At 60.6% G+C, this 12795-nt stretch carries 12 protein-coding genes; 9 read left to right on the forward strand and 3 right to left on the reverse strand.

Annotation, left to right across the window (positions count from 1 at the left end; all coding sequences use genetic code 11):
* Window positions 1–45: 45 nt before the first annotated feature.
* The 3 genes from F8N49_RS18990 to F8N49_RS19000 all read left to right on the forward strand — a co-directional run bounded on the left by F8N49_RS18990 (window position 46) and on the right by F8N49_RS19000 (window position 2633).
* A complete protein-coding gene (locus tag F8N49_RS18990) occupies window positions 46–1641 on the forward strand; it encodes a GMC family oxidoreductase (protein WP_151552098.1) in 1596 nt (531 codons plus the stop codon).
* Between the two features lie 115 nt (window positions 1642–1756).
* Window positions 1757–2236: a pantetheine-phosphate adenylyltransferase gene (gene coaD, locus F8N49_RS18995; RefSeq protein ID WP_003229157.1), complete on the forward strand. Its 480-nt coding sequence runs from the start codon at window positions 1757–1759 to the stop codon at window positions 2234–2236.
* A gap of 145 nt (window positions 2237–2381) precedes the next feature.
* Window positions 2382–2633 (forward strand): YfhL family 4Fe-4S dicluster ferredoxin, encoded by a 252-nt coding sequence (locus tag F8N49_RS19000; protein WP_003195146.1) that lies wholly within the window; start codon window positions 2382–2384, stop codon window positions 2631–2633.
* A gap of 93 nt (window positions 2634–2726) precedes the next feature.
* On the opposite strand, the gene F8N49_RS19005 is transcribed toward F8N49_RS19000, so the two are convergent.
* The 3 genes from F8N49_RS19005 to F8N49_RS19015 are packed head-to-tail and all read right to left on the reverse strand — an operon-like array spanning window position 2727 to window position 4744.
* Window positions 2727–3050 (reverse strand): multidrug transporter, encoded by a 324-nt coding sequence (locus tag F8N49_RS19005; protein ID WP_076564452.1) that lies wholly within the window; start codon window positions 3048–3050, stop codon window positions 2727–2729.
* Between the two features lie 56 nt (window positions 3051–3106).
* On the reverse strand, window positions 3107–3919 hold the full coding sequence (gene mutM / locus F8N49_RS19010; protein ID WP_122698599.1) for a bifunctional DNA-formamidopyrimidine glycosylase/DNA-(apurinic or apyrimidinic site) lyase: 813 nt from the start codon (window positions 3917–3919) through the stop codon (window positions 3107–3109).
* Between the two features lie 12 nt (window positions 3920–3931).
* Window positions 3932–4744 (reverse strand): HDOD domain-containing protein, encoded by an 813-nt coding sequence (locus F8N49_RS19015; protein WP_160769650.1) that lies wholly within the window; start codon window positions 4742–4744, stop codon window positions 3932–3934.
* Window positions 4745–4971: 227 nt separating this feature from the next.
* On the opposite strand from F8N49_RS19015, the gene F8N49_RS19020 reads away from it, so the two are divergent.
* From F8N49_RS19020 to ilvD, 6 genes are all read left to right on the forward strand, one after another.
* Entirely contained in the window at window positions 4972–5511 is a 540-nt protein-coding gene (locus tag F8N49_RS19020) for a type 1 glutamine amidotransferase domain-containing protein (RefSeq protein ID WP_122706749.1), read from the forward strand.
* Between the two features lie 161 nt (window positions 5512–5672).
* A complete protein-coding gene (locus F8N49_RS19025) occupies window positions 5673–6869 on the forward strand; it encodes a class I SAM-dependent rRNA methyltransferase (protein ID WP_016772700.1) in 1197 nt (398 codons plus the stop codon).
* A gap of 450 nt (window positions 6870–7319) precedes the next feature.
* Window positions 7320–8393, forward strand: a complete 1074-nt coding sequence (locus F8N49_RS19030; RefSeq protein WP_151552100.1) for a SagB family peptide dehydrogenase — start codon at window positions 7320–7322, stop codon at window positions 8391–8393.
* On the forward strand, window positions 8390–9367 hold the full coding sequence (locus F8N49_RS19035) for a diiron oxygenase (RefSeq protein ID WP_122751171.1): 978 nt from the start codon (window positions 8390–8392) through the stop codon (window positions 9365–9367). Before F8N49_RS19030 ends, F8N49_RS19035 begins: the two co-directional genes overlap by 4 nt.
* Window positions 9360–10592 (forward strand): MFS transporter, encoded by a 1233-nt coding sequence (locus F8N49_RS19040; RefSeq protein ID WP_122751172.1) that lies wholly within the window; start codon window positions 9360–9362, stop codon window positions 10590–10592. The genes F8N49_RS19035 and F8N49_RS19040 overlap by 8 nt, the downstream gene beginning before the upstream one ends.
* Before the next feature lie 256 nt (window positions 10593–10848).
* Window positions 10849–12690: a dihydroxy-acid dehydratase gene (gene ilvD, locus F8N49_RS19045; protein ID WP_016772696.1), complete on the forward strand. Its 1842-nt coding sequence runs from the start codon at window positions 10849–10851 to the stop codon at window positions 12688–12690.
* Window positions 12691–12795 lie beyond the last annotated feature (105 nt).

Raw genomic sequence — 12795 nt, forward strand, 5'->3', positions numbered from 1 at the left:
TGCTGCATCACCTCAGCATCCAGAATAATAAAGAGAACCTGACCGATGCCCGTACCCGATCCCTTCCGCGAAGGCCTCGCCCGAGGCTGGAAAACCTACAACGGCGCGCAACTGAGCGACGACCTCATCCTCGAAGCCGACGTGGCGATCATCGGCAGTGGCGCCGGCGGCGGCACCACGGCGGAGATCCTCAGCGCGGCCGGCTACAAAGTCCTGCTGATCGAAGAAGGCCCGCTGAAGACCAGTTCGGATTTCAAGCTGCTCGAAGACGAGGCTTACAGCAGCCTCTACCAGGAAGGCATCGGGCGCATGAGCAAGGACGGCGCGATCACTATCCTGCAGGGCCGCGCGGTCGGCGGCACGACGCTGATCAACTGGACCTCAAGCTTCCGCACACCCGAGCCGACCCTCGAACACTGGGCCAGCGAGCACAACGTCAAAGGCCATAGTCCGGCAGAGATGGCGCCGTGGTTCGAAAAAATGGAGCAGCGCCTCGGGGTCGCGCCGTGGATGGTGCCGCCCAATGCCAACAACGATGTGATCCGCAAAGGCTGCGAGCAACTCGGCTACAGCTGGCACGTGATCCCGCGCAACGTTCGCGGTTGTTGGAATCTCGGCTATTGCGGCATGGGCTGCCCGAGCAACGCCAAGCAATCAATGATGGTCACGACCATCCCGGCGACGCTGGAAAAGGGCGGCGAGCTGCTGTATCTGGCGCGGGTGGAGAAGCTGCTGATCAGCGGCGACAAGGTTACCGGCCTGCATTGCGTGGCGATGGACGAGCGCTGTGTCGAGCCGACCGGGCGCAGCATCAGCGTCAAGGCGCGGCATTATGTGCTGGCCGGCGGCGGCATCAACAGCCCGGCGCTGTTGCTGCGCTCCGACGCGCCGGATCCGCATGAGCGCGTGGGCAAGCGCACCTTTCTGCACCCGGTGAACATGTCCGCCGCGCGTTTCGCCGAGGTGGTCAATCCGTTCTACGGCGCGCCGCAGTCGATTTATTCCGACCATTTTCAGTGGAAGGACGGCACCACCGGGCCGATGGCTTTCAAACTCGAAGTGCCGCCGCTGCACCCGGCGCTGGCTGCCACACTGCTCGGTGGTTTCGGCAAGGAAAACGCACAGCATATGGCCGACCTGCCGCACACCCACGCGATGCTGGCGCTGCTGCGCGATGGCTTCCACCCGGACAGCAGCGGTGGCTCGGTGGAGCTGCGCGGTGATGGCTCGCCGGTGCTCGACTATCAGGTTTCGCAGTACGCCTGGGACGGTTTGCGCCGAGCCTTTCACGTCATGGCCGACATTCAGTTCGCCGGCGGCGCGCAATCGGTGATGCCGATGCACGCCGACGGCCGCTATGTGAAGACCCTGGCCGAGGCGCGCTCAATGATCGATGGACTGAGCCTGGAGCTGTACCGCACGCGACTCGGTAGCGCCCATGTGATGGGTGGTTGTGCGATGGGTGAAGATCCGCAACGCGCGGTCGCTGACAGCCTCGGCCGCCATCATCAACTGCGCAATCTGTCGATCCACGACGGCTCGCTGTTCCCCACCAGCATCGGCGCCAACCCGCAGTTGTCGGTGTATGGCCTGACCGCACAACTGGCGACAGCCTTGGCTGACCGACTGAAAAATCCATGAAAAAGCAGAATATTCCTATCGTCTATAGTGCTTTCTTACCCAACAGGCGACTTGGCCGACCGGGAAGGCTGCGATACCATCCGACTCCCCAACGGACTCCCGCCAGGACGACGCGATGAACCGAGTGTTGTACCCAGGTACCTTCGACCCTATTACCAAGGGCCATGGCGATCTGGTCGAACGCGCCTCGCGCCTGTTCGATCACGTGATCATTGCGGTCGCCGCCAGCCCGAAAAAGAACCCGCTGTTCCCGCTGGAACAACGGGTCGAACTGGCTCGCGAGGTCACCAAACACCTGCCTAACGTGGAAGTGGTCGGTTTCTCGACGCTGCTCGCGCATTTCGCCAAAGAGCAGAACGCCAATGTGTTCCTGCGTGGTCTGCGCGCGGTGTCGGACTTCGAATACGAATTCCAGCTGGCCAACATGAACCGCCAACTGGCGCCGGATGTGGAGAGCCTGTTTCTCACGCCGTCGGAGCGTTATTCGTTCATTTCCTCGACGCTGGTGCGGGAGATTGCCGCGCTGGGCGGCGATATCAGCAAGTTCGTCCACCCGGCCGTGGCCGACGCGCTGACCCTGCGCTTCAAGAAATAGGCGCTGCCGCAGGCTGCGATCTTTGCTTTTGAAGATTGCAGTCTCGTGCCCTTGATCGCCCCCGCGTGCACTGCGCTCGCCAATGCGGCACAATTGCGCGCATTGATTTATAGCGCCCGGGCCTGCCGCCCCGGCTGGAGTTAGCATGTCCCTGATCATCACCGACGATTGCATCAACTGCGACGTCTGCGAACCCGAGTGCCCGAACGCCGCCATTTCCCAAGGCGAAGAGATCTACGTGATCGACCCGAACCTGTGCACCCAGTGCGTCGGCCACTACGACGAGCCGCAGTGCCAGCAGGTCTGCCCGGTGGATTGCATTCCACTGGACGAAGCCCATCCGGAGACTGAAGAACAGTTGATGGAGAAGTACCGCAAGATCACCGGCAAGGCCTGATTCGCTAAAAAGATCGCAGCCTTCGGCAGCTCCTACATGGATCGCATTCCTCTGTAGGAGCTGCCGAAGGCTGCGATCTTTTGATATTGCCCTTCACTCGCGCTGCTCGAACCCCTCCCCTGTACACCCCAGACACCGCACAAACGCCGCTTTCGCCGGGTCAACCACCAGCGCCTGACCGGCATCGCCAACACCGCCGCCCAGTGCGGTAAACGGCAACGACACCACAAACGCTCCCGCACCGATCACCGTAGCCACCACCAGCAAGGGCCGGGCAATCAGCAGGTCGCCAAGCATGGCGTAGGCCGGGGGATTCTGGATGGTGTAACGCGGATCACCGCTGCCGGTTTCCGAGGCCTGAACGGCCAGGCTGGAACACAACAGCAGCGTGACGAAGAAGACTTGCAGGACTTTCATGGCACGATCCTTCGGGCTGAGCAGTGAGACTTCTCACTATAGACCGAAGGATTTTTTCAGGTCTGGCAGCGCGGGCAAAACACGCTGGCGCGCTGGCCCAGCTTCACTTCGCGCAGGCCGCTACCGCAGACCTTGCAGTGCTGACCGCCGCGACCGTAAACAAACAGTTCCTGCTGGAAATAGCCCGGCTGGCCATCTCCGCCAATGAAATCGCGCAACGTCGTGCCGCCACGCTCGATGGCGGCGGCGAGGATGCGTTTGATCTCGATTGCCAGTTTCAAGTAACGCCCGCGGGAGATGCCCCCGGCTTCGCGGCGCGGATCGATGCCGGCGGCGAACAGCGCTTCGGTCGCGTAGATATTGCCGACCCCGACCACCACCGCGTTGTCCATGATGAACGGCTTGACCGCCATCGAGCGCCCGCGTGACAGCTGGAACAGGCGCTCGCCATCAAACAGATCGGTCAGCGGCTCCGGCCCGAGGCGAATCAGCAGTTCGTGATTGAGCGGGTCGTTGCTCCACAGCATCGCACCGAAGCGTCGCGGGTCGGTGTAGCGCAGGGCCAGTCCCGACTCCAGTTCGATATCGACGTGCTCGTGCTTCAACGCCGGCAACCCGGCCTCGACCAGACGCAGATTGCCGGACATGCCCAAATGGCTGATCAGCGTGCCGATCTCGGCGTTGATCAACAGGTATTTGGCGCGCCGCTCGACCAGCACGATGCGCTGCCCGGACAGGCGCACATCGAGGTCTTCGGGGATCGGCCAGCGCAGGCGCCGGTCGCGGACGATGACCCGGCTGACCCGCTGGCCTTCCAGGTGCGGGGCGATCCCGCGACGGGTGGTTTCGACTTCCGGCAGTTCAGGCATGGTGTCCTCGGATCAATGCGCGCCGAGGTCGCGAATCGTTTGTTTGAGTGTTTCGAAGTCGTAGTCCGACAGACCGACGTAATCGAGCACCAGCGGGCCCACCGCGCTCCACTCGAAATCCTCGCTCTGGTTGCCCAGCACGCGATAAGAGGCGCAGATGTGCTCGGCCATTTTCAGAATCGCCAGCAAGTTTTTCAGTTGGCTGTTCTTCGACGATTCGTCGCTGAAAATCGCCAGCGCGTTGTGGTGGTTGGCGATGGCGGCGCTGACATGCTCCGGCAGGCGCCAGGACTTGGCCGTGTAGTAACCGACCACGGCGTGGTTGGTGTTGAACACACGGTTTTCCGTATCGACCACGCGGCATTCCGGGCTGGCGCTGGCGTAGGCCTCTTCCAGCACGGTCATGTAATTGGGGAAACGCTGCAGCATCAATGGCACGCCGCAATCGTGGAACAGGCCCAACGCATAGGCTTCGTCACCGGCCTGGGTGCCGATGCGCTTGGCCAGGGTCAGGCAGGTCATCGCCACATCCTGCGCGGTGTCCCAGAAACGATTGAGGGTGACGATGGTGTCGTCGTTCATCTCGCCCTTGATCGACTGCGCGTTGATCAGGTTGATGATCGAGCGGCTGCCCAACAGGTTCACCGCACGCTGGATCGAGGTGATCTTGTTGCTCAGGCCGTAATACGGCGAGTTGACGATTTTCAGCAGCGCGCCGGACAGACCGGGGTCCTGGGAGATCAGTTTGGCGATCACCTCCAGGTCCGGGTCGGGCATGTACTGCTCCATTTGCAGATCCACCATGATCTGCGGTTGCGCCGGCACACTGATGCCTTGCAGCGATTGTTGAATCTGTTCGGTGGTCAGCTCTTGGGACATAAGTACACACTCCGGGGCAGGCGGCGATTCTAACCGCTGAAACCGCAGGGCGACACACCGATGGGCACATCGCCGGAACTTTCATCTGTGCCCAGGCTTCGGAATCTGTAGGGCGCTTCGGACTTCAACGGTTCGCTGCGAAGCAAAATCTCCACAGACTCAGGAGCTTACCGATGGCAACTTCCCTCAATGGCAAACGCGTCGCTATTTTGGTTACCGATGGTTTCGAACAGGTCGAACTGACCGGCCCCAAGGATGCCCTCGAGCAGGCCGGCGTGCAGGTCGATATCCTCTCGGCCGAGGCCGGCACCGTCAAAGGCTGGAACCATGACAAACCGGCCGACGACTTCCCCGTCACCAACACCTTCCAGGCTGTGAGCGTCGATCAATACGATGCCGTGCTGCTGCCCGGTGGTGTGCAAAATTCCGACACCATCCGTATCGATCAGGATGCTCAGCATCTGGTCAAGACTGCCGCTTCGGCGGGCAAGCCGATTGCCGTGATCTGCCACGGCAGCTGGTTGCTGATCTCGGCAGGACTGGTCAATGGCAAGACCATGACCAGCTACAAAACGGTCAAGGACGATCTGGTCAATGCCGGGGTCAACTGGGTCGACCAGGAAGTGGTCAAGGACGGCAACCTGATCAGCAGCCGCCAGCCGGATGATGTGCCGGCTTTCAGTCAGGCCCTGATTGACGCACTGGCTGCGTAAGCGCCGAAATCCTTTCGCGAGCAGGCCCGCTCCCACAGGTGAATGCATTCCAAGTGTGGGAGCGAGCCTGCTCGCGAAGGGGCCATCCGCTTTTCATCGCAGGCCAGACCGGAGCACGCGTCAACACGCTATACTCCCGCTCTTTTTTCCGGAGCGACGTCATGTCCCTGCCTAGCCTGCGCCTCAAAGCCAACGCCGACCGTCGCCTGCGCAACGGCCACTTGTGGGTCTACAGCAACGAAATCGACGTGGCCGCCACGCCTCTGCACGGCTTCAAGGCCGGCGATCAGGCGGTGCTCGAAGCCGCTGGCGGCAAGCCGTTGGGCATCGTCGCCATGAGCCCGAACAATCTGATCTGCGCGCGTCTGCTGTCACGCGACATCAAACTGGCACTCGACAAGTCGCTGCTGGTGCATCGCCTGAATGTCGCACTGTCGTTGCGCGAGCGTCTGTTCGACAAGCCGTTCTATCGTCTGGTCTACGGCGACTCCGACCTGCTGCCGGGTCTGGTGGTCGATCGCTTCGGCGACATCCTCGTGGTGCAGATCGCCTCGGCGACCATGGAAGCGCATAAAGACGACGTGATCGCCGCGTTGACCCAGGTGCTCAAGCCAAGCGGCATCCTGTTCAAGAACGATTCCGCCGCCCGCGACGCCGAAGGCCTCAACCGCTACGTCGAAACCGTATTCGGTCTGGTGCCGGAATGGGTCGCGCTGGAAGAGAACGGTGTGAAGTTCGAAGCGCCGGTCATTCAAGGGCAGAAAACCGGCTGGTTCTACGATCACCGCATGAACCGCGCGCGCCTGGCACCTTACGCCAAGGGCAAACGCGTACTTGATCTCTATAGCTACATCGGTGGCTGGGGCGTGCAGGCCGCTGCGTTCGGCGCCAGCGAAGTGTTCTGCGTCGACGCCTCTGCATTCGCCCTCGACGGTGTCGAGCGCAACGCTGCACTGAACGGCTTCGCTGACAAGATGACCTGCATCGAAGGCGACGTCTTCGAAGCGTTGAAGGAACTCAAAGCCAGCGAAGAGCGCTTCGACGTGATCGTTGCCGATCCGCCGGCCTTCATCAAACGCAAGAAAGACATGAAGAACGGCGAAGGCGCCTACCGTCGTCTCAACGAGCAAGCCATGCGCCTGCTGACCAAGGACGGCATTCTGGTCAGTGCTTCGTGCTCCATGCACCTGCCGGAAGACGATCTGCAGAACATCCTGCTGACCAGCGCCCGTCATCTGGACCGCAACATCCAGATGCTCGAACGTGGCGGTCAGGGTCCGGATCATCCGGTGCATCCGGCCATCGCTGAAACCCGCTACATCAAAAGCATCACCTGCCGTCTGCTGCCCAACAGCTGATTGCGCTTGAACACCGGGGAGCTACTGAGCTCCCCGTTTTTTTGCGCCCCCTCCGCCCGTTTTTTTCACACTCGACATGAGTGCCCTGCCCTCTTCCTACAACTTCTTTCTCGCCGCCTTGCAGGAAGTTTCGTCATGCCTGTAAAACATGGAAATTAAACCTACACAGTAAGTCTCCTGCAAAAGACCACTCCGACAAAATTACTGGAATATTCCTACTTAATATCCGCTTGCCAATATTCGATTACAAACTAATATGAAGTTGTCGCAACGAAGCGACTCAACTACCAACGAACAAGGAGTTCACATCATGAAAACCATTTATCTCGAAACAGACAAACTCGCCAACCTGGCCTTTCTGGTTGCAGCCACCGGCCGCTAAGTAGCCTGGACGCCGGAGAGTGCCGGCACTCTGGCGTCCATCAGACTTTTCCTGAGTGATCTGAACCCATGTATATCAATCCTTTTCTTTTTATATTGCCGCGCCCGCCCGGACAAGTAGTCTGGAACTACAAGAAGCACACTCAACACGAACTTGATCTTGAATACTCCCATCGCCTCGCCAGCCTTATACACAACCCTGATATATTTGACCCGAACAACATAATAGACAGACAACTTCTGGACGCAGGCATTCTAACAACTTCAAAAATAGACAGCCCGGATTGGGGCTGGGATGAACTATCGAAGATTTATCACATCGGCACACAAAATATACCTTGCGCACATACGCCTCGGAATATTCACGAGTGGTCCAGGCAATATCTGGCGCACTGCAGCGAAGTGCTGGCGAAGCCGGAACCTGCGAACACCCCGGCGCCGCGATCAGTGCAGCCCTTGATTACCCTGCCCGTACCAGGCGCCATTAATGATGACAGCCTGACTCAGGCCCTGATGAGGCGCAAAACCTGTCGTTCCTACACCGGTGCGGCGGTGACACTGAACGAGGTCGGCACGCTGCTGTATCTGACCCTCGGCTATCTTCCCCCGCGCGAAGATGCCCACGCCGATCCGGTCGCGCCGGGTCTCGAGGCCCGCCGGGGCTGCCCGTCCGGCGGCGGATTGAACGCCTGTGAGGGATTTGTCCTGGCGCAAAATGTCAGCGGGCTGGAACCCGGCATCTACGCCTACCACCCTGCCGAACACGCTCTGAGTCGGATCAATGCGCTGCCGGATCCGGAACTGGGCCAATTGCTCGGCGGCCAGCACTTCATCAACAACCTGCCGCTGGGCGTGTTCATCACCGCCAGGTTTGATCGTCTCTGGTGGAAGTACGAACACTCGCGCGCCTATCGCATGGCATTCATCGAGGCCGGTCATCTATCGCAAACCTTTCAACTGGTAGCAACAACGCTGGGGCTGAACACCTGGCTGACCGGCGCATTTGCCGACGCACAGGTTGAAACCCTGCTCGGCATCGCGGGCAGCGCCGAGCAACCGCTGTTCTTTGTCGGTTGCGGCGAAAGCGATGGTCACACCATGTGCCAGGAAATGCGTGATCTGCTCAGCGGAGCACAGTCATGATTTCCACGGCGATGGACGAGAGCGAAGCCCCGGTGTCATGGTCACTGAAATTCACGCTTCCAGACTGGGAGAGCCGTGCATCGGTACGCAGCAGTACCCATGATTACCGGTTACCGGGCGATGTCGAGCAGCAATTGCAAACCCGCTACTGGTTCCCCCCGGCCTTTGTGCCCTATCTGGCGCATCCGGCCATCCAGGCCAAGGGGCGCGAAACCCTGCACCGCCTTACCGCTAATCATCTGGTGTATTTCCTCGACTACACCACCCTGCTCGAACACCGCATCGTCAACCGCGCGGTGGAAGTCATCGCGCACCGCGAACTGCCCATCTACATACCGCTGCCGATGAAGCATGCAGCACTGCAGCTGTATACCGACGAGGGCTACCACGCGCTGTTTTCCAACCAGATTGCCGAGCAGATCGCTGCGTATTACAGCATCACCCGGCGTCCGGTCATTCCGAAGCGAATCAGCCGCATGAACGCCTTGATCGCGCGCACGCCGGAGAAAAACCGTGCACTGGCGTGGTTCCTGCTGGGATTTGTCTCGGAAACGATCATTGCCCGCGAGTTGCTGGAGGTCTGCCGCGACACGCTGGTGTCCAGCGTGAACGACATGCTGCGTGATCACCTTGCCGACGAAGCCCGGCACAGCCGTTATTTCGCCGAAGCCTTCCATTACTTCTGGATTGCGATGAACAGTCGTCAGCGCCTGTTCGCCAGCAAGACCCTCGTGGAGATCATTTCCATTTTCTTCGAAGCAGATGAAAGCTGGCTGCAACAAAGCCTGCGTTCGGCCGGTATTGCCGAGATCGACGTGATGGAGATTGTCGGCAGCACGGTAACGGTGCAGGCCAACCGCGCCCGTGCACGCGCTGGCTGCAAACCTACTGTGGAGGCCCTGCACAAGGCCGGCTTCTTTGCATTGCCCCATAACCAGACACTCTTCGCCAAAGCAGGATTGATCGATGGATAAACACAGCCGTGCAACCACCCGCCGACAGCAGCGCGGAGCAATCAGCCTGCTGCTGGCGATGATCCTGCTAGGCGTGTTTCCGCTGGATGTGCTGCTGCCTTCCTTTCCGGCATTGGCAGCCCACTTTGGCCGATCGTCAAACGACATCGCGCTGTCGATCAGTCTGTTTGCCGTGGGCATCGCATTTGCCCAGTTATTGATCGGCCCGTTGTCCGATGTGATCGGGCGCAAAGGTCTGCTGCTCGCCGGCATGAGCGTGTCGCTGCTCGGCGCACTGGGCTGCGTGCTGAGCAATGACTACACGCTGTTCCTGATTTTCCGGGTGATGCAGGCGCTGGGATGCGGTTGCTTCGTGCTGTCCCAGGCACTGGTGCAGGATCTGTTCGAAGGCAACGAGCGTGATCGCCTGCGGATCCTGATGGTCACCGCCACGGGCATCTTCATTTCGGTATCACCATTGGCGGGCACGTTTCTGCAGGCCACGCTCGGCTGGCGCGGCAGCTTCTGGGTCTTCATCGCCCTGGCCGCAGCAGTTCTGATCAAGACCTGGCGATTGCTCGATAACAGCCGTCCTCCTCATGATCCCAGCCGCCTTGGCTTCATCCAGTCCTATCAGCGCGTCCTGGGCAATTTCGAATTTGTCGGCTGCTGGCTGATTTCCGCATTCGCTTTCGCCTGCCACTTTTCCTTCATCGTCATTTCCCCGCTGATCTTCATGGAGCAGCTGCAGATGGCACCTTACGATTTTGCCTTGATCCTGCTGATCTACGGCGCCGCCTATGTCTTTGGCGGCCTGTTCGCCAGCGTGCTGAATCGGCATATCAATGCGCAACAGCAGATTTTCACCGGGCTGAGTCTGATCCTGCTCTCGGGGCTGGTGATGCTCTATCTGGCGGCCAATCATGATCTGTCAGCGGCGACGGTGCTGATTCCGATGCTGATCTGCACGGTGGGCACGACCATTTCAAGACCACCGGCCACCTCACGTGCCATGAGCCTGTTCGCCGAAAATGCCGGCGCATCGGCGTCCGCCGGCAGCACCATCATCTTTATCTGTGGCGGGCTGGTCAGCGCCTTGATCAGCCTCGGCCCGGCCAACCTGCAAGCGACGCTGGGTTACGGCTTCGTGGTGTTGAGCGGCGTATCGCTGTTGCTCAACAGCGTGATTGGCCGTCGCGTCAGCAGCCGGCGCAGCAATCCGGTGATGCCGGGAGGCGACCACTGATCCTGCCAGTCGTCATCCCGCGTGCCTCTTCAGCGGGGGAACAACGCTTTGCGCCATTCCCTCGCGACGCCAGCGGTGTAGAATCGCCTCATTCATCGCCATTCATCCCCGGCGGGTTTATGAGCTCAGGCTGAGACCAGCGGCGATCCCGCAACGTCATCGGCAGCTTCCGGACACACGGCCATTTTTCGGGTGTTTCAGAGGTCAACAGAAGCTCACTCCCCTTTAGTACGTGATTAGCCGCCCGGAGTGCTCCATGCCAGATTACCGCTCGAAAACATCCACCCACGGCCGCAACATGGCCGGCGCCCGCGCACTGTGGCGCGCCACCGGCATGAAAGATGACGACTTCAAGAAGCCGATCATTGCCATCGCCAACTCGTTCACCCAGTTCGTCCCGGGGCATGTGCACCTGAAGGACCTGGGTCAACTGGTCGCCCGCGAAATCGAACGCGCCGGTGGCGTGGCCAAGGAATTCAACACCATTGCTGTCGATGACGGCATTGCCATGGGCCACGACGGCATGCTGTATTCGCTGCCGAGTCGCGAGATCATCGCCGACTCCGTCGAGTACATGGTCAATGCCCACTGCGCCGACGCCATCGTGTGCATTTCCAACTGCGACAAGATCACCCCGGGCATGCTGATGGCCGCGCTGCGCCTGAACATCCCGGTGATCTTCGTCTCCGGTGGCCCGATGGAAGCGGGCAAGACCAAACTCGCTTCCCACGGCCTCGACCTCGTCGACGCCATGGTAATCGCCGCCGACTCCAGCGCTTCTGACGAGAAAGTCGCCGAGTACGAGCGCAGCGCCTGCCCGACCTGCGGTTCGTGCTCCGGCATGTTCACCGCCAACTCGATGAACTGCCTGACCGAAGCACTGGGTCTGGCCTTGCCGGGCAACGGTTCCACTCTGGCCACCCACAGCGACCGCGAACAGCTGTTCCTCCAGGCCGGTCGCACCATCGTCGAGCTGTGCAAGCGTTACTACGGCGAGAACGATGACTCCGTGCTGCCGCGCAACATCGCCAACTTCAAGGCGTTCGAGAACGCGATGATGCTCGACATCGCCATGGGCGGCTCGACCAACACCATCCTGCACTTGCTCGCAGCCGCCCAGGAAGCCGAGATCGATTTCGACCTGCGCGACATCGACCGCCTCTCGCGCAGCGTGCCGCAGCTGTGCAAAGTCGCGCCGAACATCCAGAAGTACCACATGGAAGACGTGCACCGCGCCGGCGGCATTTTCAGCATCCTCGGTTCGCTGGCCCGTGGCGGCCTGCTGCACACCGACCTGCCGACCGTACACAGCCGCAGCATGGAAGAAGCCATCGCCAAGTGGGACATCACCCAGACCAGCGACGAAGCCGTGCATCACTTCTTCAAGGCAGGCCCTGCGGGCATTCCGACCCAGACTGCGTTCAGCCAGTCGACCCGTTGGGAAACCCTCGACGACGACCGTGAAAACGGCTGCATCCGCAGCTTCGAGCACGCCTATTCGAAAGAAGGCGGCCTCGCCGTGCTGTACGGCAACATCGCGCAGGACGGCTGCGTGGTGAAAACTGCCGGGGTCGATGAGTCGATCCACGTCTTCGAAGGCAACGCGAAGATTTTCGAAAGCCAGGACAGCGCCGTGCGCGGCATCCTCGCTGACGAAGTGAAGGAAGGCGACATCGTCATCATTCGCTACGAAGGCCCGAAAGGCGGCCCGGGCATGCAGGAAATGCTCTACCCGACGTCCTACCTGAAATCCAAAGGCCTGGGCAAAGCCTGCGCGCTGCTCACCGACGGGCGTTTCTCCGGCGGCACTTCCGGCCTGTCGATCGGTCACGCTTCGCCAGAGGCTGCGGCCGGTGGCGCGATCGGTCTGGTGCAGGATGGCGACAAGGTACTGATCGACATTCCGAACCGCTCGATCAACCTGTTGGTCAGCGACGAAGAACTGGCGGCACGCCGCGCCGAGCAGGACAAGAAAGGCTGGAAACCGGTCGAGGTGCGCCCACGCAAAGTGACCACCGCCCTCAAGGCCTACGCCCTGCTGGCGACCAGTGCAGATAAAGGCGCGGTGCGCAACAAGGCGATGCTCGACGGGATTTGAGGCAGCTACAGCTGCAAGCTGCAAGCTGCAAGCTGCAAGCTGCAAGCTGCAAGCAAAGGTGATCGTTCCCACGCCCTGCGTGGGAACGCCTCAAGGGACGCTCCG

Source organism: Pseudomonas sp. GXM4 (genome assembly GCF_008923895.1).
Lineage (GTDB): Bacteria > Pseudomonadota > Gammaproteobacteria > Pseudomonadales > Pseudomonadaceae > Aquipseudomonas > Aquipseudomonas atacamensis.

Excerpts from the sequence above, each read along its gene's own strand:
- F8N49_RS18990 (WP_151552098.1), top strand. The coding sequence starts at position 46 with ATGCCCGTACCCGATCCCTTCCGCGAAGGCCTCGCCCGAGGCTGGAAA.
- coaD (WP_003229157.1), top strand. The coding sequence starts at position 1,757 with ATGAACCGAGTGTTGTACCCAGGTACCTTCGACCCTATTACCAAGGGC.
- F8N49_RS19000 (WP_003195146.1), top strand. The coding sequence starts at position 2,382 with ATGTCCCTGATCATCACCGACGATTGCATCAACTGCGACGTCTGCGAA.
- F8N49_RS19005 (WP_076564452.1), bottom strand. The coding sequence starts at position 3,050 with ATGAAAGTCCTGCAAGTCTTCTTCGTCACGCTGCTGTTGTGTTCCAGC.
- mutM (WP_122698599.1), bottom strand. The coding sequence starts at position 3,919 with ATGCCTGAACTGCCGGAAGTCGAAACCACCCGTCGCGGGATCGCCCCG.
- F8N49_RS19020 (WP_122706749.1), top strand. The coding sequence starts at position 4,972 with ATGGCAACTTCCCTCAATGGCAAACGCGTCGCTATTTTGGTTACCGAT.
- F8N49_RS19025 (WP_016772700.1), top strand. The coding sequence starts at position 5,673 with ATGTCCCTGCCTAGCCTGCGCCTCAAAGCCAACGCCGACCGTCGCCTG.
- F8N49_RS19030 (WP_151552100.1), top strand. The coding sequence starts at position 7,320 with ATGTATATCAATCCTTTTCTTTTTATATTGCCGCGCCCGCCCGGACAA.
- F8N49_RS19035 (WP_122751171.1), top strand. The coding sequence starts at position 8,390 with ATGATTTCCACGGCGATGGACGAGAGCGAAGCCCCGGTGTCATGGTCA.
- F8N49_RS19040 (WP_122751172.1), top strand. The coding sequence starts at position 9,360 with ATGGATAAACACAGCCGTGCAACCACCCGCCGACAGCAGCGCGGAGCA.
- ilvD (WP_016772696.1), top strand. The coding sequence starts at position 10,849 with ATGCCAGATTACCGCTCGAAAACATCCACCCACGGCCGCAACATGGCC.